We start from the raw sequence: 19,147 nt of genomic DNA, 5'->3' as shown, positions 1-19,147 counted from the left end.
CTCTTGCCTGCACGTGAGGCGCAGTACTCGACAGCGCCGGACGAGCCATTCCGGACCAGCCGTCCCGGAAGGGTCGTTCCGGGCGCGATCCGGACGCGGAAGAGGGCGTGGATGACCAGAGGACCAGTCAGACGCCGGACGGCCCTGCTGTCGGCGGGGCTCGTGCTGGCCGCCGTGCCGGTACCCGGGGCGACGGCCGCGGACGGGAAGGCCGCGGCGGTGGGATCGGCCGCCCCCGCCCCGGTGACCGTCACCCTCCTCACCGGCGACCGGGTGACCGTCACCGACCTCGGGCACGGCAGGAGGACCGTCACCGTGCGGCGGCCCCGGGGCGCCACCGGGGCCGTGCGCACGCAGACGGGCAACGGCGACCTGACGGTCGTGCCGGACGAGACGCTGCCGTACCTGCGCGCGGGGAAGCTGGACCGGCGGCTGTTCGACGTGAGCGCGCTGATACGCCAGGGCCTCACCGACGGCAAGGCCGAATCCACGCCCCTGATCGTGAGTTACGGCAAGGAGACCCGCGTCCCCGCGGCCGCCCCGGCCGGCACCTCCCGCGGCCGGGGCCTGCCCAGCGTGCGGGGCGCGGCCGTCGAGGCGGCCAAGGGGCGTACGTTCTGGCGGTCGTTCACGCGCGGCGACGGCGTCGCCAAGGTGTGGCTGGACGGGCGGGTCGAGGCCGACATGGCCGAGAGCAACGCCCAGATCGGCACCCCGGCCGCGTGGGACGCCGGCCTGACCGGCAAGGGCGTCACCGTCGCCGTCCTCGACTCCGGCGCCGACCTCACCCACCCCGACCTGGCCGACCGTGTCAGCCGGTCCAGGAGCTTCGTCGACGGCGAGGAGGTCGCCGACCGCTACGGGCACGGCACCCACGTCACCTCCACCGTCGGCGGCAGCGGCGCCGCCTCCGACGGCAGGGAGAAGGGCGTCGCGCCGGACGCCACGCTCGCCGTCGGCAAGGTGCTCAGCGACCAGGGCTCGGGCAGCGAGTCGCAGATCATCGCCGGCATGGAGTGGGCCGCGCGCGACGTGCACGCCCGGATCGTCTCGATGAGCCTCGGGTCCGCCGAGCCCAGCGACGGCACCGACCCGATGGCCCAGGCCGTGGACAGCCTCTCCCGGGAGACCGGGGCGCTCTTCGTCGTCGCCGCCGGGAACACCGGCGCGCCCTCCTCCATCAGCTCGCCCGGCGCGGCCGACGCGGCCCTGACCGTCGGCGCGGTCGACTCCGCGGACCGGCCGGCCTACTTCACCAGCGCGGGCCCCCGGCCGGGCGACAACGCCCTCAAGCCCGACCTCTCCGCCCCCGGCGTCGACATCCTCGCCGCCCGCTCCCAACTCGTCGGCGGCAGCGGCTACTACACCACGATGAGCGGTACGTCGATGGCGACGCCGCACGTCGCGGGCGTGGCCGCCCTCCTCGCGCAGGAGCATCCCGACTGGACCGGCGCCCAGTTGAAGGACGCGCTGATGTCCACGTCCAGGCAGCTCGACGCGTCCGCGTACACGGTGGGCGCCGGACGGGTCAGCGTGCCGGACGCCGTAGGGGCCACGGTGACCGCCACCGGCAGCGCCGACCTCGGCTTCCACCGCTGGCCCTACACCGCGGACGAGCCGGTCACCAGGACGCTCACCTACACCAACTCCTCCGACCGGGACATCCACCTGACCCTGTCGGCGCGGGGCGCCCCGGACGGCGTCGCCACCCTCGCGGACTCCTCCCTCACCGTCCCCGCGCACGGGACCGCCACCACCACCGTCACCGGCGACGGCACCAAGGCGCCCGTCGGTGACACCAGCGGCCAGATCGTGGCCGCCGACGACTCCGGCGCGGTGCGCGCGCACACCGTGTTCGGGCTGGTCAAAGAGGACGAGCGGTACACGCTCACGGTCCACGTCAAGGACCGCGCGGGCGCTCCCACGGCCGCCGACCTCACGGTGCAGCAACTGGCCCCGAACGCGGACCCCCTACAGGAGCACGTGGGCGACTCCGGCACCCTCCGACTCCGCCTGAAGCCGGGCACCTACGCCCTCACGTCCTTCCTCGACGTGCACGGCAGCCACGGCGCCGACTCCCTCGGCCTCGGCTTCCTCTCCGCGCCCGAGGTCACCCTCGACCACGACAGCGACGTCACCCTCGACGGCACGAAGCTGCGGGAGGTGAAGGCGGCGGTGTCCCGGCGCACCGAGACCCACCAGCTCCTCGTGGAGTACGACCGTGCCGCGAACGGCGCCGACCTCTCCGGCGCGGTCCAGGTGCCCCTCACCTACGACAGCGTCTTCGCCGCGCCCACGCCCGAGGTCACCCGGGGCACCTTCGAGTACCGCACCGTGTGGCGGCTGGCGAAGCCGCGGCTGGAGGTCAGGGGCGTCGCCGAGGCGACGGTCCAGCCGGGCGGCACGCTGGTCTCGGGGCGGGAGAAGCTGCCGCTGGTGGACGTCGGCGACGGCGCGATGCCCTCGTCCGTCTCGGGCAAGGCGGTGCTGGCCCACCTCGCCGAGGGCGAGGACCCGCCGGCGCTCGCGCGGGCGGCCCAGGACGCGGGCGCGAAGGCGCTGTTCGTCACGGACGACGCACCGGGGCGGCTGATGGACTGGTGGGGCAACGACGACAACACGAACCGCCCGCTGGTGATCGCCACGGTGGACCGGGCGGACGCGGCGCGGCTGCGGGCGGACGCTTCCGTGGACATGACCGGGACGCCCGACTCGCCGTACGTGTACGACCTCTCCGAGGGCCACAGGGGTTCGATCCCGGACCGCGATCTGACCTACCGGCCTTCCTCGAACCAACTGGCCGCCCTGCACGTCTCGTTCCACGCGGCGCGGCCGACGAGCGGCGGGGAGTTCCGCTACTCCGTCACCGACGCCTTCCCCGTCGGCATCGGTTCCCAGGAGGACATCGACCTGCCGGCCCGGCGCACGGACTACGTCTCCACCGGCCCCGGCCAGCTGTGGACCGAGTCCGTCACCCTGGGCCTCGGCACGCTGGAGGAACGCGGCGGGCTGGTGCGCTACGAGGGCGGCAGCCGGCCCCGGCTGCACTGGTTCCAGCCGGTGTGGCACCCGTGGCTCGGCACCGGCCTCGGCTGGGGCGAGCAGCGGACCGGGAACCTGATCCAGTTGAACACGCCGGGATGGGGCGACTCGGGCCCCGATCACACGGGATCCGGGGACGTGTGGGGCGACAGCGGGATGAGCCAGTCGACGTCCGTGTACCTGGACGGGAACCTGGCGGACGGTGGCAGCGGCTCGACCGCGTTCGTCTGGGACGCGCCGGCCGACGAGCACACCTACAAGGTGGTGACCGACACCTCGCTGGACCTGGAGCACTGGACGCTCGCGACGAGGGGGCACACCGAGTGGACGTTCCGCTCGGCCCGGACGCCGGACGACCGGGCGACGACGCTGCCGCTGATCAACCTCTCCTACGGGCTGGACACGGATCTCGCCGGCACGGTGCGCGGGGGGAAGCGGTTGCCCGTGACGCTCGGGGCGCGGTACATGGCCGGCGCCGCGGGGACGGGGACGCTCGGCGGGGGCCGGCTGGAGGTCTCGTACGACGAGGGGGCGACGTGGAAGGCGGTGTCCCTGGAGGGGGCCGGTGCGGCGGACTGGCGCGGGACGCTGACGGTGCCGAACTCGGCCACCTCCGTCTCCCTGCGGGCGTCGGCCCGGGACGACAAGGGCGGGTCGGTGACGCAGGAGATCGTCAGGGCGGTGGGGGTGAGGTAGCCCTCGGGGCGCCCCTCAAGGGGCGCCCGCCGGCCCGGACCCGCGGACGATGCCCCGGACCAGGCCCAGCTCCACCAGATCCTGCGGGCGGACGCGGAGCTGGTCCGCGGTGTTCTCGACGTCCTCCGGGGGGCGTTTGAGGATGGCCGCGGCCAGTTCCGGGGCGATGACCGAGAAGTAACTGTCCGGGGTGGCCCAGGTGTTGCCGGGGGCGGCCAGCGCCAGGGCGCCGCCGGAGCCGCCCTCGCCGATCACCAGTGTGGTGACCGGCACGCGTGCCCCGGCCACCGCCCCGAACACCTCGGCGATCGCCGCACCCGCCCCCTGCCGCTCGGCGTCCGCGTCGTTCGCGGCACCGGGGGTGTCCACCAGCGTCAGCACCGGCACCCCCAGCCGGTCCGCCATCCGGATCACCCGCGCCGCCGTCCGGTACCCGGCGGGCCGCGTCCCCGCCCCGGTCTGCGCGGCGAACGCGACGGTACGACCGTGGTGCTCGCCGAAGCCGCAGAGGATGCCGTCGGGGTCCCTGCCGCCGCACCGGTCGCCGCTGATATGGACCCGGTGGGCGAAGTAGGCGTCCAAGTAGGCGCGGGCGCGCGGACGTTCGGGGGAACGCGCGCGCTGGACGGCGTCCCAGCCGGTGGCGGGGAGGCCGGGCGTGCCGAGGGCGGCCGGGACCGGGGCGGGGGTCCCCGGGTCCGTCCGGGACAGCAGCCGCAGCCACGCCCCCAGGGACTCCTTCAGGTCCTCCGTCCGCACCACCGCGTCCGCCGCCCCCGCCGCCACCTGGGCCTCGGCCGTGTAGGCGGCGGGGTCGGCGCCGGGTGGGCGGACGCGGGAGCCGGCGAAGCCCACTTGGGCCCCGCCAAGGGCCAGGATCACGTCCGCGCCGGCGCCCAGGGTGGCCCAGCCGCCGCCGGTGGTGGGGTCGCGCAGGACGGCGATCTGGGGCAGGCCGGCCGCACGGGTGAGCGCGGACTGCCGGGCGACGCGCTGGAGTTGGGTCAGGGCGACCATGCCCTCCTGCATCCGGCTGCCCCCGGTGGCGATCAACGGCACGACGGGCAGGCGGTGTTCGCGGGCGTACGCGTACGCTCCCTCCAGCCGGTCGCCGGTGCGTTCGCCCAGGGAGCCGCCGAGGAAGCCGAACTCGAAGGCGATCAGTACGGCGCGGGTGCCCGCGACGGTCGCGGTGCCGCAGACGACGGACTCCTCCTCGCCGGTGCGTTCGGCGGCGCGGGCGCGCGAGGCGTCGTACCCGTGCCAGGCGAGTGGGCCGTCGGGCCGGGGCTCCCGTGCCGGGGAGGGGAGTTCCGCGAAGGTGCCGTCGTCCGTGACGAGATCGAGCGTCCCGCGCGCGTTGAGCCGCTGGTCAGGCATCGGTCAGGGCCCGCTTCATGATCTTCCCCATGTCGTTGCGGGGGAGGACGTCCAGGTGGCGGACGACGCGGGGGCGCTTGTGCGGGGCGAGCCGCCGGGCGACGTGGTCCGCCAGCTCCTCGGTGCCGGGCGGGTTACCGGGGTCCGCCGGGACGATCCAGGCGACGATCCGCTCACCCAGGTCCGCGTCCGGTTCGCCGGTGACGGCGGCCTCGCGGACGCCCGGGTGTTCGAGGAGCGCGTTCTCGATCTCGCCGGCCCCGATCTTGTAACCGCCGCTCTTGATGAGGTCGGTGGCCTTGCGGCCGACGATCCGCACGTACCCGTCCGGCTCGCGCACGGCCATGTCGCCGGTCCGGAACCACCCGTCGGCGGTGAAGGCCGCGGCGGTGGCGTCGGGCCGGTTCAGGTACCCGGTGAACAGGTTGGGCCCGCGGACCTGGATCTCCCCGACGCTCTCCCCGTCGAGTCCGGCGATCTCCGTCCCGTCCTCCTCCACGAGCCGCAGCTCCACCCCCGGCAGCGGCACCCCGACCGTTCCGGCCCGGGGTTCCCCGTCCGCGCGCACACTGGTGTTCATCAGGGTCTCGGTCATGCCGTACCGCTCGACGACCCGGCGTCCGGTGGCCGCCGCGATCCGCTCGTGGTCGTGGACGGGCAGCGCGGCCGAGCCGGAGACGAGCAGCCGGGCCCCGCGGAGGGCCTCGGCCAGCCCGGGGTCGTCCGGGAGGGCCTCGGCGATGCGGTGGTACATCGTCGGGACCCCGAAGAACATGGTCGCGCCGTCCGTGAGCGCGCGTGCGACGCCCTCGGTGGAGAACCGCCCCAGGTGCCGCACGGACCCGCCGCGGCGGAGCGGGCCGAGGACGCCGAGCACCAGCCCGTGCACATGGAACAGCGGCAGACCGTGCACCAGCACGTCGGCCTCCGTCCACTGCCAGGCGTCGGCGAGCGCGTCCAGCGTCGCGGTGAGGGCGCGACGGGGGAGTACGGCACCCTTGGGCGGGCCGGTGGTGCCGGAGGTGTAGACGACGAGGGCGGGGTCCTCCTCGGAGACCTCGGGCTGCGGGACCTCCGCCCTCGCCTCGACGTCGACGTCGACGCGCTCCAAGCCGCCCAGCGCGCCGGGGAGTCGCGCACCCGGAGCCGCGAGGACGAGGGAGGGCGCGCTGTCGGAGACGATGTGGGCCAGCTCCTTCTCACCCGACTTGGGGTTGAGCGGCACGGCGGCGGAACCGGCGAGCAGCACGCCGACGACGGCGACCACGGTCTCCATCCCGGGCGTCGCCCACACGGCCACCCGCCCGCCCCGGCCGACCCGCCGGGCCACGACCCCGGCCGCCCCCGCGAGACCGCCGTACGTCAGCGACCGCCCATCGAACCGCACGGCAACCCGCTCCCGCGCACCACCATCAAGCCCGCCGAACAGTGAGGACACCCGCGCACCCCTTCACCCTCAGGACCATCCAGCCCCTGCCAGCCCCTTCCTACACCACGATCCTGCCCGCGACGACCACGCCCATCCCGGGCGTGGGGCGCGATCCGGTCGGGGCCGTCCCCGGGGTCCGTCCCTCAGACGGCCGCGTGGAGGTCGGCGACGACGCAGGTCACGTTGTCCGGGGCGCCCGCCGACAGCGCCGCGGCCACCAGTTCCCGCGGCCCCGAGCCCGAGGCCAGCAGTTCCCGGATGCGGGCGTCGGGGACGGCCTCCGTCAGGCCGTCGGAGCACAGCAGGTAGCGGTCGCCCGGCACCGGCTCCTGGACGCGCAGGTCGGGGACGGGGTCCGCGCCGCCGGTCAGTGCCTTGTGCAGCATCGGGGACTCGGGGGAGACCCGGTGGTCCTGGGTGAAGCGGTGCAGCGAGCCGTCCCGCAGGAGGTACACCCGCGAGTCCCCGATGTGCGCCAGCGCCATCCGGGACCCGGTCCACAGCAGCGCGGTCAGCGTGGTGCCGACCTCGTTCGTCGCGCCCGCCAGCTCCGCCACCGCCGCCACCGCCGCCCCCGCGGCACGCACCGCGTCCTCCAGCGCCCCCAGCACCCCCTCCGCGGGCAGCGACTCCGCCTCGTCCAGGAAGCGCAGCGCCGCCACCGCCGCCCCGCTCGCCGCCAGCCCCGCGGGCCCGAACCCGTCGGCGACGGCGAGCAGCCTGCGGCCCGCGTACAGGGTGTCCTGGTTGGCCGGGCGCACGAGCCCGCGGTCGGTGTGCGCGGAGTGCCGCAGTTCCCACATCGTCATCGGTTCCCTTCCCGATTCGCCGGTCAGCTGGTCGACGAGAAACGCCGCGAGGTCCCGCCGCACCGCCGTCTCCGCCTCGACCCGCGCCCAGTACGCGCCGATCTCCCGCGCGGCCTCGGCCGGTTCCAGCGCGCACACGGCGCGTATCCCGGCGAGCGGCATCCCGAGCCGCCGCAGCCAGGCCACGAGCCGCGCCCGCCCCAACTGCCCGGCGGAGTAGTACCGGTAGCCCGTGCCGGGGTCGACCCGCGCGGGTCGCAGCAGGTCCAGCTCGTCGTACAGCCGCAGCGCCTTCGGCGACAGCCGGCTCACCCGGGCGAACGCCCCGATCGTCAGCAGTTCCATCGCGTCCCCGCCTCTCGTCGTCCGCCACCGATGCTGGGGCTTCACCGAAGGTGAAGGTCAAACCCCCTGTCCCGGTTCCGGCCCGCTTGTTAGCCTCGCGGGTGTTCGAACGCCGTACGACAGGGAGTCCCGCCGTGCCCCGCATAGCCCTCGCCACCTACGACCCCGGCACCGGGCCCGGCAAGGACGCGGACCTCCCGGTCCTCGTACAGGCACTGAACGACGCCGGCGCGCGGGCCGACGCCCCCTACTGGGACGACCCCGGCACCGACTGGTCCGCCTACGACCTCGTCGTCGTCCGCTCCACCTGGGACTACAGCTGGCGCGCCGCGGAGTTCACGGCCTGGCTGGACCGGGTGGCACGGGTGACCCGGGTCGCCAACCCCGCCGACGTCATCCGGTGGAACGTCGACAAGCGCTACCTGGGCGAGCTGGCCGCGGCCGGCGTCCCCACCGTCCCGACGACCTACATCGCCCCGGGCGAGGCGGCCGGGCACGGCCTCCCCACCGACCACGAGTACGTCGTCAAGCCGACCTCCGGCGCGGGCGCCCGCTTCGCCGCCCGCTACACCCCGGCCGAGCGTGAAACGGCGGTCCGGCACCTCGCGCGGATGCACGCCGAGGGCTTCACCGCGATGGTGCAGCCCTACCTGGAGGGCATCGACGTGACCGGCGAGCGCGCCCTCCAGTTCTTCGGCGGCCGTCTGCTGCACGCGAGCCGCAAGGGTGCCGTCCTCGCGCCCGGAACGCCGTACGACGCCGACAAGGTCGCCCACCCCGACCTCACTCCCTGGCAGCCGACGGACGCCGAACTCGCCGTGGCCGAAAAGGCGTTGGCGGCCGTACCCGCCGCCTCCGCGCCGCTCCTCTACGCCCGCGTCGACCTCGCCGACGGCCCCGACGGCGCGCCCCGCCTCATGGAACTCGAACTGGTGGAGCCGAACCTCTTCCTCTTCCTCCACCCGGGCTCGCTGCCCCGCACGGTGGACGCGATCCTGGCCGAGGCGCGGGCCTGAGCGCGGGCTACCCGTCCACCGTCTCCCGGCACGCCCGCGCGTACGCCCGGACGAGCGGACGCTCCCCGTCCGCCCGCCGCCACGCCAGCGCGTACCGGCTCGGCCCGACGCCCCGCACCGGCCGGGTGACGACCCCGCCCAGGCTGATCAACGGCGCGTTGCCCGCGGCGACGAGGCAGACCCCGAGCCCCGCGACCAGCGCCTCGTACGTCTCCTCCGCCCCCGCGATCTCCGCGCCGATCACCGGCGGCCGGCCCGCGCGGGCGTCCAGGGCGAGCCAGTGGTCGCGCAGCACTCCCGCGCCGGCCGGCAGGGCGAGGAACGGTTCGGCCGGCAGCTCGGCGAAGTCGATCTCGGCGCGGGCGGCGAGCGGATGCGTCGCGGGCAGGGCGAGCAGCCGGGGCTCCTCGGCGAGGACCGTCCAGTCGTAGCGCTCCTCGTCGGGCAGTGGCAGCCAGACGAAGGCGGCGTCGGCGGTGCCGTCGGCGAGCCCGGCGGTCGGGTCGTCCCAGCTCACCTGGCGGAGCCGTACGGTGACTCGGGGGTGGGCGGCGGTGAACCGGGACCGGATCGCCGGCAGCAGCCCGCCCCGGACCGGGCTGGTGCTCATGCCCACGGTGAGCGTGGCACGCTGGACCGCCTTGGCCGACTCCACGGCCGCCGCGCCCGCCGCCCACGCGCTCGACACCGCCCGCGCGTGCGGCAGGAGCGCCTCGCCCGCGGCCGTCAGCGCGACCCCGTGCCGGTCCCGCCGGAACAGCTCCGTCCCCAACTGCTGCTCCAGCGACCGGATCTGCTTGCTCAGGGCGGGCTGGGAGACGTACAGCCGTTCGGCGGCGCGGGTGAAGTGCAGTTCTTCGGCTACGGCGAGGAAGTAGCGCAGATCGCGGATGTGGGCGTCGGCCGTCATAACCGTTGGCTATCACCGGGGGTCTTGGACGGGCAAGGCGTGCGGGCGGTTGGCTGGTGCGCGTCGGAAGGCAACGGGCCGTTCGAGGGGAGTCGTCGTGAACAAGGTATGGCTGGTGACCGGGGCGAGCAGCGGGTTCGGGCGGCACATCACCGAGGCCGCGGTCGCGGCCGGTGACGTGGTGATCGGCGCCGCGCGCCGCCCCGAGGCCCTGGACGACCTGGTGGCCGCGCACCCCGACCAGGTGGAGACGCTGGCCCTGGACGTGACGGACATCGCCGCGGTGGAGACGGCCGCGGCGGACGTGCTGGCCCGGCACGGGCGGATCGACGTCCTGGTCAACAACGCGGGGCGCGCGCACGTGGGTGCCGTCGAGGAAACCGGCGACCAGGAGCTGCGGGACCTGTTCGACCTGCACTTCTTCGGGCCGGCGGCGTTGGTGCGGGCGGTGCTGCCGGGGATGCGGGAGCGGCGGTCGGGGGCGATCGTGCAGATGAGCAGCATGGGCGGGCAGATGTCGTTCGCCGGGTTCGGCGGGTACAGCGCGACGAAGTTCGCGCTGGAGGGGATGTCCGAGGCGCTCGCGGACGAGGTGGCCGAGTACGGGATCAAGGTGCTGATCGTGGAGCCGGGGGCGTTCCGGACGTCGCTGTTCGACGCGCGGCGCACGGCGGTCAGCGCGGACAGCGGGGTGTACGCCAAGGTCGGCGAGACCCGCGGGAACGTGGCCGGCGGGGACGGCGCCCAGCCGGGCGATCCCGCGAAGGCGGCGCGGCTCGTGCTCGCGGCGCTGGCCGCGGAGCGGACGCCGCTGCGGCTGCCGCTCGGCGACGACGGCGTGACGGCCGTCCTCGCCCATCTCGACCAGGTCCGCGACGACGTCACGGCGTGGGAGGAGCGGACCCGGGCGACGGGGTTCGAGGACTGACACGCGCGGTCCGCTGGAGCAGGCCCCAGGTGAACTCGGCCACCACGTCGTGGCGTACGCCGTTGCGGTCGGGCGCGGTGAGGGCGAGGCCCCAGCGGGTGGGGGCGGTGCCCTCCAGGGGGCGGGCCGGGGGGAACGCACGGGCGACCTCGTCGACGGTGCAGGACCAGGGGGCGAGGTCCTCCACGGTCCGCAGCGCGGGCCCCGCCGCGCCCGGGGCCCGCACGAGCCACTCGTTCCACACGGCGCCACGGGGCCCGACCAGCACCTCGAACCGCAGGTCGGGCCAGAGCGGCAGCGCCCAGCGCCGGGCCTCGCACTCGACGTCCCCGATCCTGCGCGGCTCGGCGCTTTCGGGCTCCCCGAGCACGGACCGGTACCGCGCGGCGCCGCCCCGCGCCCTCGGCGAGCGGACCATCGCCTGCCAGCGCTTGTTGGTCTCCCGCATCTCCGCGATCGACACGCCGAGCCTCCGCCGGGCCTCGTCCACGAGAGCGGGGTTGTGATCGGCCATACGGCGCAGCAGCACCAGCTGGAAGTCAAGAGCCACTCACCCATGGTGCCCGGCCGCGGGCCCGCGAGCCGGCCGCACCCGTCACTCCGGTACGCGCACGCTCGCCGCCGGCGTCGCCCCGGCCGACGCGCGGACCGTCGCGAGGTCCTTCGGACGCCGCAGCGCCGCCGAGATGGCGGAGATGTCGCGCAGGAGACCCGCGGGGTCGAAGTCCGCCGCCGTCCCCCGCCCGCCGTTCTCGACGGCGTCCAGGACGCCCACCGCCGCCGCCAGCCCCCGGGCGCGCTCCACCGGATGGCCCAGGTCGATCGCGGCGGCGTACGCGCGCCGCGTCAGGTCCGGGTCCACGTGACGCGCGAGCGGCAGCAGCGCGTCCCGGATGTACGTCTCGCGGCGGGTCAGGCGCAGCTCCGCCGGTGCCCGGAGGGAGAACCGCGGCCCCGGCCCGCCCGCCGAGCGCAGCAGGCGGTACAGCGGGCCCAGCCGGTGATGGGCCAGCCCGGTCCGGTAGCGGTCGTGCAGGGCCTGGCCCGCGTGCGGCAGGATGAAGCCCGCGGCCAGCAGGATCGCCGACAGCGAGGCCACCGGCGGCGCCAGGTTCGTGCTGAGCCAGTCGGACTCCCCGCCGAGCCACCGCGCCACGACCGCCGTCACCTTGGACGCGTCGTACAGAAGGCTCAGCGCGTACCCCGCGCCCAGCAGCCGGAGCCCCCACCGCAGCCACGCGTCCAGCCCCCGGTCCCGCACCCAGTCCCAGATCAGCCGGGAACTCAGCGCGCACGCCACCGTGTGGGCCAGCAGGTAGAGGAGGATCTCCTCCCGCATGAAGGGCGTACGGGCGTAGTACGTGTCCAGGTCCCGCACCCGCTCCACCGGCACGTCGGCGAGCGCGAACAGCACCCACAGCGCGACGATCACCACCGCGTACCCGGAGACGATCCACCACGTCGCCCGCCGGGTGACGGCGGACCGCTGCGCCGGACCGTTGCGCCAGGTGACGATGAACAGCAGCCCCGCCCCGCAGTTCGCGGTGATCAGCGAATAGCACCAGGGCGCCGCGAAGTTGGGCACCCCGGTGACCACGTTCACCCGGTGGATCATCGACGGCGTGCAGAACACGAACACCGTGCAGGCGAACAGGAGCACCCCGCCGACCGCGCGCAGCAGGGGGTCCTGCCACAGCCGGATGATCGTGGGCAGCTTCAGCAGCAGTGCGACGGTCAGCAGCGCCGCGGGGATCCAGAAGGAGATGTACAACCGGCCGAGCAGCGCCGACGGGTCCAGCGCCAGCGTGCTCACCGCGCCGCTCCGCCCCGCCCGCGGTAGCCGAGCGCACGCTGCAACGGGTCGGGCGGCGCGTCCCCGGACCCGCCGAGCCGCGCCCGGAACAGTGTGGCGAGCCGGTGGCCGAAGTCGTCCGCCTCGGCCTCGTCCGCCTCGCGGGACCCGTTGCGCGCGGCCACGGTGAGCGCCCTGTCCGGCCAGCCGGGCGTGTCCGCGAAGGCCCGCGCCGCCGCGTCGCCGGCGAGGTGGTGGTGCCGGTGCCCGGCGTGCAGATGCCACAACTCGTGGCCGAGAATGACCAGTTGCTGCACGTCCTCGGCCCGGTCCTCCACGATGACCAGGTCGAAGTCGGCGAACTCGACCCACAGCCCGGTCACTTCGATCTCGTCCGGGAAGCGCTCGAACCGCAGCTCCAGCGGCCGGCCGCCGCGCAGCGCGCTCATCTCCTCGCACAGCGCCCGGCACAACCCACGGACGTCGCCGGGGACGTCGGGCCGGGACCGGACCGCGGCCGCCAGCTCGTTGGCCAGGGCGCGCATGGCCGTGCCGGAGCCGCCGGAGCGCCGCAGCCGTGCGGTCAGCCGTGCCGCCCGCGCCCGCGCGCCCGCGATGCCCATCCGTTCCCCTTCTCGCCGCCGGAGCCCTTCCGAGCGTACGCGCCGGGATATGCCCGCGTCACCCGGTCCCGGGGGCGTGGTTCAAGACACAACCACTCCTCCGGCCGCCCTCCCCAGCAGCGTCAGCCGGACCCTCCCCGGCCCCGACAGCGTCGTGAACTCCGACAGCACCGCGAGCGCCAGCGTGTTCTCGCCTCGCGTCCGCAGCACCCCGTTCGGCAGCACGAACGTATGCTGCGGGCCCACGTCGTTGATGTACTGGCCCATGTTCCAGCCGTTGAGGAAGATCTGCGCCCGGTACGCCCGGTACGGGTCGTCCTGGAGCGTCAGCCCGATCGACGCGTCCACGTCCCCGGGCACGGCGAGCCGGAACGTCGTCCGGTACCAGGTCACCCCCTGGTACCGCTCGGAACGCGGGAAGCCCACGGACTCCCAGTCGCCGTCCCCGAACCCCGGCAGATGCCAGCCCGCCCGCTCCCCGTGCAGCCCGCCGTTGTTCAGCGGCCCCCGTACCGGGTCGACCCGGCCCTCGCCCTGGATGCGCCAGCGCACCTTCGGGGAGGCGCCCTCGAAGACCGCCGCCGTGAGGCCGCGCGCGGCCTTGTGGGTGTCGTCCGCCCTGCCGTCCTGGTCGTGCTGCATCCGCCGTACGAGGACGGACAGCACATGCCGGCCGGGCGAGCGCAGCGCCTCGCGCACGGGGAACGCGGCCGTGTCCGTCCAGGTCCCCTTGCGGATCGTGGCGGAGTCCGGCACCGGCATCCGGTGCGTGCCCAGCGGCTCCCCGTCCAGCCACGCCATCAACAGCCCCTGCGTCCCGGTGCTGTAGCCGAGCGCGACCCCCGAGATGCCGGACGAGTCCTCGAACGTGCCCCGGTACCAGACATCGCCGTAGTGGAACCCGTAGTCGTCGGCGAACAGCACCGGCTGCCCCTTCGGGACGGCCGTCGTGCTGAACGAGGTCCTCTTGTCCGCGGCCTTCCACCCCGAGTCGTCGTAGCCCGGCCCCGCCTCCGGGTTCTCCCGGCGCATCCGCCAGCCGCCCAGCTCCGGCAGCCGCACCTCCGGCACCGCGGGCAGCATCCCCGTGGTCATCAGGCTGCCGGACATCGTCACCCGGGTGGGTACCCTTCGCCCGTTCCAGACCAGGCCGGCGATGCCGCGCGGCCCCCACACCTCGATGCTCGTCGTGTCGGTGACGTCACCGGTCAAGTGGACCTCGGAACCGCGCAGTTCGACGTGGCGCAGCAGTTGCGGGCCGTACACCAGCAGGGTCCCGGACGGGGTGTCGTACGGGAAGAGCCGTACGGAGGTGGCGTCGTCGGCGAAGAGGAGCAGCAGCGGGGTGTCGGTGTCGCCCTTCTCCACCAGCACGCGGATCAGACCGCTCTGCCCGAGCGGGGCGTTGACGTGCAGGCCCGAGTCGTCCACGCCCCAGGCCGCCTCCGGGTCGAGCCGCATGACGTCCGGGTCGGTGTCGCACGCGAGCACCAGCTCGGCCATCTCGCCCTTGCGGCCGGTGAACACGGCGACGTCCTGCCGCCCGGCCGTCAGGCACATGGTCGGCTGCACGGTGGCGTACTTCAGCGTCCGCCTGCCCAGCGACAGCCCCGTGGCCAGCAGCTTGGCGTCCTTGCCCGGCACCGTGATCCTCACGCGGCCCTCGGCGGTGGGCAGATCGGAGGTCACCGGGTCGGCGCCGTCGTTGCGCGCGACGTACACGTGCGCGCCGGTGTCCGGGTTCTTCAGGTGGTAGACCTTCAGCCCCTTCGCCGTCACGTCCGCCGCGCGGTCCAGCTTGGCGAAGTCCGGCACGCGTTGGAGCAGATGCCCGAGCTGGTGCATCGGCGCGATCTTCGCGGTGACGTTGCGCGCCTCGTCGATCGCGGCGCCGTAGTCGTACGAGGTGTAGACGACCGGCGCGGGCAGCCAGCCCCACGACGTCCCGCCGAAGGTCATGTAGACGTTGTGCAGGGTGAGGCCGTTGGCGAGGTTGGTCAGGTAGAAGCGGCGCTCGTAGGCGGCGTCGCGGGTGCGCCGGGCCTCGGCGTACCCCTTGCCGTCGTAGAAGGAGCCGCCCCAGGGGTCGAACCAGCCGCCGCCGAACTCGGGTACGAACCCGGGCGTCGTGGGCGAGGCGCTCGCCCCGCCCCTGGCCCCGCCGGGCCCGAACGTGCCCCAGTCGGCGGGGGTCCGGGCCGGCGAGGGATAGCCGTCGAAGCCGTACAGCCAACCGCCGCGCTCGCCACCGGTGTCGAAGGAGCCGGGAGTCCAGTACCCGTTGCGGCTCTTGTCGTTGTGGAACAGCGGGACGTCGATGCCGTCGGCGCGCACCTTCTTGTACAGGTGGGACATGTAGGCGCGGCTGTCGGCCGAGTCCACCCGGGCGTCGAACTCGTTCTCGATCTGGTAGAGCAGCACGGTGCCCTTGCCCCGCGTGAACAGGTGCTCGCGGGCGATGCGGTCGACGTGCGTCAGCCACTCGTCCACGTGCGCCAGATAGGCCGGGTCGTTCGACCGGGCCCGGCCCTTCGCCGCCGTGAGCCAGCCGGGGAAGCCGCCGCCGTCGATCTCGGCGTTGATGTACGGGCCGGGGCGCAGGATGACGTACAGCCCGGTCTCGGCGGCCGTGCGCAGGAACAGGTCCAGGTCGCGGACGCCGGAGAAGTCGTACGTGCCCGGCGCGGGCGAGTGGTAGTTCCAGGCGACGTAGACGCTGACCGCGTTGTAGCCGTGCGCGCGCATCTTCTGGAGCACGTCCCGCCACAGCGACGGGCTCGGCAGCCGGAAGGGGTGCAGCTCGCCGGACCAGACGACGAGCCGTCTGCCGTCCACCAGCAGGGAGTAGCGGTCGTACCCGATGGTGTGGTGCTCGCCGTCCGCGCGCGGCGGCGCGGGCGTCGGACCGGTCGGCACGCTGCGGGCCGCGTACGCCGAGGGGGACCCGGTCCCGCCGCTGCCACCGAGGGCGAGACCGAGCGCGGCCGAGCCGGCCAGGGCACTGAAGGTACGTCTGCTGAGCGCCAAGGTGGATCCTCCCGGCGGTCTTACGGGGCGCGGGTGCGGCCATTCTCCACGCGAGGACATCCCACAATAAATTCATGAGGATCTCGGCACGGGCGGATTACGCGGTACGGGCGGTACTGGAACTGGCCGTACGGCAGGGTAACGGGCCGGTGAAAGCAGAGGAAATCGCCGCCGCGCAAGGGATCCCGCACAAGTTCCTGGAGGGGATTCTCGGCGATCTGCGACGCGCGGGGATCGTGGACAGCCGGCGTGGCGGGGGCGGTGGTTACCGGCTCGCCCGCGCAAGTACGGCGATCACCGTGGCCGATGTCATACGGGGCGTGGACGGCCCGATCGTCTCGGTCCGGGGGGAGCGCCCCACGGACCTGTCGTACACCGGCACGGCCGAGCCCCTGCTGCCGCTCTGGATCGCGCTGCGGGCCAACGTCCGCCGCATCCTGGAGGGGGTCACGGTCGCGGACCTGGCGACGGGCACCCTGCCGGAGGCGGTGCGGGCCCTGGCGGCGGAACCGGCGGCCTGGGAGAACCCCTAGACACCAGGACGGGCCGGTGCGTCGCACCGGCCCGTCGTTCGCGCGGGGTCGAGCCTCAGCGGCGCCTGGCGAGACGCCTACGGCTCATGAGGACGATCGCCGAGCCCGCGCCGAGCAGCAGGGCGACGAGGGACACGATTCTCCCCACGTTGGCCATACCGGTGCTGGCGAGGGGGCCGCCGCCCTGGTTCGAGCCACCCGGGGCCGGGCCGGGCGTCCCGGCGGTCGGCGACGCCGAGGGAGCGGACGTCGGGGAGGTGGACGAGGACGCCGACGGAGTGGGCGTGGGCGAGGCCGCCTTGGGGATGTACACACCGGCGTCGATGGTGTGGTCGACCCCTCCCGGCTTCGCCGGTGCCGTGACCGGCGCCGAGCCCTTGCACAGCCGCCCGGACGTCGGCGGGGTCACGTTGGAGTCGTGTGCCCGGTCCGCGCCGGCCCTCGGCAGGGTGAACCGCAGGTCGGTGGCCGCCGGCTTCCCCGGCACCTCGCCGGTGTCCGCGGTGCACACGTCGAACTCCACCGTGTACTTCGCGCCCGGCGTCAGCTGGTAGGCCGCGCCGACGCCGCCGAAGTAGTACTCGCCGTGGGCGTCGGTCTTGGTCGTGGCGACCTGCTTGCCGCCTGCGTCCAGCAGGTTGACGGTCGCGCCCGGCAGCAGCACCTGCCCGGCGTCCTGGACGCCGTTGTGGTCGCCGTCGTACCAGACCACGTTGCCGATCTGGATCGGCGCGTTCGCCGCGGCGTACGCGATGTCGCCGAGGCCGCCGGCCTTGCCGAACCCGTTCTGGTTCTGGCCGATGAACTGGTAGGCGTTGGCGGACGGGTCGTTGCCGGGGCCGACGCCGGTGGTGATGTCGTAGTAGCCGGTCCCGTCGGTGATCACGTTGGCGGTCGGGTCCATCTGCGTGCTGACGACCCACTGCTGCTGCGGGATGTAGGCGACCGAGCCCAGCGAGGACTCCTGGTGCGGTCCGGGCTGGGTCGGTGCGCCGGTGTTCGGGAAGAAGTCGCCCGGGAAGTACTCCACGACGCCGTCGGCCTCGGCGCCGTCGACGGCGGCACCGGTCGCGTGGTTCGGGCAGTTCCCGGTGCCTTCCCACGCGTACCCGCCGGTGGGCGTCGCGCAGGCCATGGTGATGTCGCCGCCGGACATGCCGTTCTCCGGGGTGTCGTTCGACGGCCGCGGGTCCAGCCCGCCCCAGCTGACCACGTCCATGAACCGGTCGCGGAAGCCGAGGATCATCGAGCCGTCACGGGCGAAGGCCATGCTGGCCAGCTCCGGCTGCGGGTCGATCATCGTGCCGTTCACCTTGAGGTCGTCCCAGGTGTCCAGGCGGGTGTTCCACGGGTTCCAGAAGTGGGCCTGCGGGAAGGCGGCGTCGCCGCTGAGCACGTTCCCGCGCTCGGCGGTCAGCGGGTGGGCCAGCACGGTGGTGAACCGCTTGCCGTCGTAGGCGTAGACGACGGCCTTCAGGTCCTCGCGCCTCTGCGTGCTTTCCGCACTGCACACACCGCCGACGTACAGGGCGTTGTCGTGCGCGGTCAGCCCGAGGGGCCGCCAGTCGGTGGGCGCCGCGCAGCCCGGGTCGGGGATCGGCACGGTCGCCTTCGGCGCCGAGGCGGACGTCCCGGTCGCGTCGAAGCTCACCAGCGCGCGCGTGCGCAGGTTCACCGCGTACAGCGTCGAGCCGTCCTCGGACAGGGCCAGCCCGCCGATGCTCTCCTTGCCGGGCGCGTCGGTGAACCCGGCGTCCTTGATCAGCCGGGCGGTGTCGTGCGGCGTGACCGAGGCGCCCGGCACCTTGGCGAACAGCTTCGGGGCGGCCTTGCCGTCGGCCGGCACGGCGTAGATCGCGTCGCCGCCGTCCGGCCCGTACTTGGTGTACCGGCGCGCGAACTCCGCCTGGAAGAGCCGCTTGTGGTTTTTGTCGTAGGCGAGCCCGAACGTCGTGCCCACCTGGGCCTGGGTGTCGAGCACGTCCGGGCAGGCCGCCTTGTCGGGGCAGGTGCCGCGGGCGTTCGTCCCGAAGGCCACCAGCGACCGGGTGTCCGTGCCGCTGCCGCCGTTCTGGATCGGCACGAAGTACCGCGAGTCCGGCAGCGCGTAGTCGGCCGGGTTCCAGACGCCGGTGATCACCGAGGCGTCCTTGCCGTCCGAGACGTCCACGAACGTGGTGAAGCTGTCGAAGTGGTTCTGGGCCGTCGAGGCCGGCGCCGCCCGCAGATAGCCGTTGTACGGCGCCGGGACGGTGACGTCGACGCGGTAGCGGCCGCCGGTCAGCTCCTTCGACGGCGCGACCACGACCTTTCCGGTGGCGTCGGTGACGCCGGTGAGGTGATGTCCCGAGGGGTCGGTCACGCTGACCTTCATCCCCCGCTGCGGCACGTCCATGGTCGTGTTGATCACGCCGGTGCCGAAGAAGTCCCGCAGTGTCTCGACGGTCAGTGTGCCGTCGGAGGTCGAGGCGCCGGCCTGCTCGGCGCTCGTCACGATCGTGCCTGTGGCGCCGCCCGTCAGTAACAGACAGGTCAGCCCTACCCGCACCAGCCTACGTAATGGCATCGCATTCCTTTGCGTCGTCTACGTCATCGCCCGACTCGGCAATTCGGCAGC

13 protein-coding genes are annotated in these 19,147 nt (G+C 74.1%); 4 read left to right on the top strand and 9 right to left on the bottom strand.

From position 1 onward, the window contains the following. The first annotated feature begins 111 nt into the window (after nucleotides 1–111). Nucleotides 112–3,738, top strand: a complete 3,627-nt coding sequence (locus QSK45_RS07455; protein ID WP_285554445.1) for a S8 family serine peptidase — start codon at nucleotides 112–114, stop codon at nucleotides 3,736–3,738. A gap of 15 nt (nucleotides 3,739–3,753) precedes the next feature. Here the strand turns inward: QSK45_RS07455 and QSK45_RS07450 are convergent, their stop codons facing one another. From QSK45_RS07450 to QSK45_RS07440, 3 genes are all read right to left on the bottom strand, one after another. Continuing rightward, nucleotides 3,754–5,118, bottom strand: coding sequence for a carboxyl transferase domain-containing protein (locus tag QSK45_RS07450; protein WP_285554443.1), 1,365 nt, complete (start codon nucleotides 5,116–5,118; stop codon nucleotides 3,754–3,756). Next, nucleotides 5,111–6,556 (bottom strand): acyl-CoA synthetase, encoded by a 1,446-nt coding sequence (locus QSK45_RS07445; RefSeq protein ID WP_285554441.1) that lies wholly within the window; start codon nucleotides 6,554–6,556, stop codon nucleotides 5,111–5,113. The genes QSK45_RS07450 and QSK45_RS07445 overlap by 8 nt, the downstream gene beginning before the upstream one ends. A 134-nt stretch (nucleotides 6,557–6,690) precedes the next feature. After that, complete coding sequence (locus QSK45_RS07440) at nucleotides 6,691–7,701, bottom strand: protein phosphatase 2C domain-containing protein (RefSeq protein ID WP_285554439.1); 1,011 nt, start codon at nucleotides 7,699–7,701, stop codon at nucleotides 6,691–6,693. A gap of 134 nt (nucleotides 7,702–7,835) precedes the next feature. On the opposite strand from QSK45_RS07440, the gene QSK45_RS07435 reads away from it, so the two are divergent. Further along, nucleotides 7,836–8,717 (top strand): D-cycloserine synthetase, encoded by an 882-nt coding sequence (locus QSK45_RS07435; RefSeq protein ID WP_285554438.1) that lies wholly within the window; start codon nucleotides 7,836–7,838, stop codon nucleotides 8,715–8,717. A 7-nt stretch (nucleotides 8,718–8,724) separates the two neighbouring features. Here QSK45_RS07435 and QSK45_RS07430 read toward each other — a convergent pair whose 3' ends face one another. Then, the gene (locus QSK45_RS07430; RefSeq protein ID WP_285554436.1) at nucleotides 8,725–9,627 is read right to left on the bottom strand and encodes a LysR family transcriptional regulator; all 903 of its coding nucleotides are present in this window, start codon (nucleotides 9,625–9,627) and stop codon (nucleotides 8,725–8,727) included. Nucleotides 9,628–9,724: 97 nt separating this feature from the next. On the opposite strand from QSK45_RS07430, the gene QSK45_RS07425 reads away from it, so the two are divergent. Then, nucleotides 9,725–10,555 carry an SDR family NAD(P)-dependent oxidoreductase gene (locus tag QSK45_RS07425; protein WP_285554434.1) on the top strand — a complete coding sequence of 277 codons (831 nt, stop codon included), beginning with the start codon at nucleotides 9,725–9,727 and terminating at the stop codon, nucleotides 10,553–10,555. On the opposite strand, the gene QSK45_RS07420 is transcribed toward QSK45_RS07425, so the two are convergent. From QSK45_RS07420 to QSK45_RS07405, 4 genes are all read right to left on the bottom strand, one after another. Then, complete coding sequence (locus QSK45_RS07420) at nucleotides 10,509–11,069, bottom strand: hypothetical protein (protein ID WP_285554663.1); 561 nt, start codon at nucleotides 11,067–11,069, stop codon at nucleotides 10,509–10,511. The genes QSK45_RS07425 and QSK45_RS07420 overlap by 47 nt on opposite strands. 81 nt (nucleotides 11,070–11,150) lie before the next feature. Next, complete coding sequence (locus tag QSK45_RS07415) at nucleotides 11,151–12,368, bottom strand: MAB_1171c family putative transporter (protein ID WP_285554433.1); 1,218 nt, start codon at nucleotides 12,366–12,368, stop codon at nucleotides 11,151–11,153. Beyond that, complete coding sequence (locus tag QSK45_RS07410) at nucleotides 12,365–12,970, bottom strand: toxin-antitoxin system, toxin component family protein (RefSeq protein ID WP_285554431.1); 606 nt, start codon at nucleotides 12,968–12,970, stop codon at nucleotides 12,365–12,367. The genes QSK45_RS07415 and QSK45_RS07410 overlap by 4 nt, the downstream gene beginning before the upstream one ends. 81 nt (nucleotides 12,971–13,051) lie before the next feature. Continuing rightward, nucleotides 13,052–15,997: a glycoside hydrolase family 35 protein gene (locus QSK45_RS07405; RefSeq protein ID WP_285554430.1), complete on the bottom strand. Its 2,946-nt coding sequence runs from the start codon at nucleotides 15,995–15,997 to the stop codon at nucleotides 13,052–13,054. 74 nt (nucleotides 15,998–16,071) lie between these two features. Here QSK45_RS07405 and QSK45_RS07400 point away from each other — a divergent pair, with 74 nt between their 5' ends. Then, complete coding sequence (locus QSK45_RS07400; RefSeq protein ID WP_285554429.1) at nucleotides 16,072–16,530, top strand: RrF2 family transcriptional regulator; 459 nt, start codon at nucleotides 16,072–16,074, stop codon at nucleotides 16,528–16,530. A 55-nt stretch (nucleotides 16,531–16,585) separates the two neighbouring features. On the opposite strand, the gene QSK45_RS07395 is transcribed toward QSK45_RS07400, so the two are convergent. Then, on the bottom strand, nucleotides 16,586–19,096 hold the full coding sequence (locus QSK45_RS07395) for an SdrD B-like domain-containing protein (RefSeq protein ID WP_285554427.1): 2,511 nt from the start codon (nucleotides 19,094–19,096) through the stop codon (nucleotides 16,586–16,588). Nucleotides 19,097–19,147 lie beyond the last annotated feature (51 nt).

The organism is Streptomyces hygroscopicus subsp. hygroscopicus (genome assembly GCF_030269125.1).
GTDB classification, from domain to species: Bacteria; Actinomycetota; Actinomycetes; order Streptomycetales; family Streptomycetaceae; genus Streptomyces; species Streptomyces hygroscopicus_C.
The sequence above is the reverse complement of the archived record's forward strand: the minus strand, read 5'-3'. Positions and strand labels throughout refer to the sequence as shown.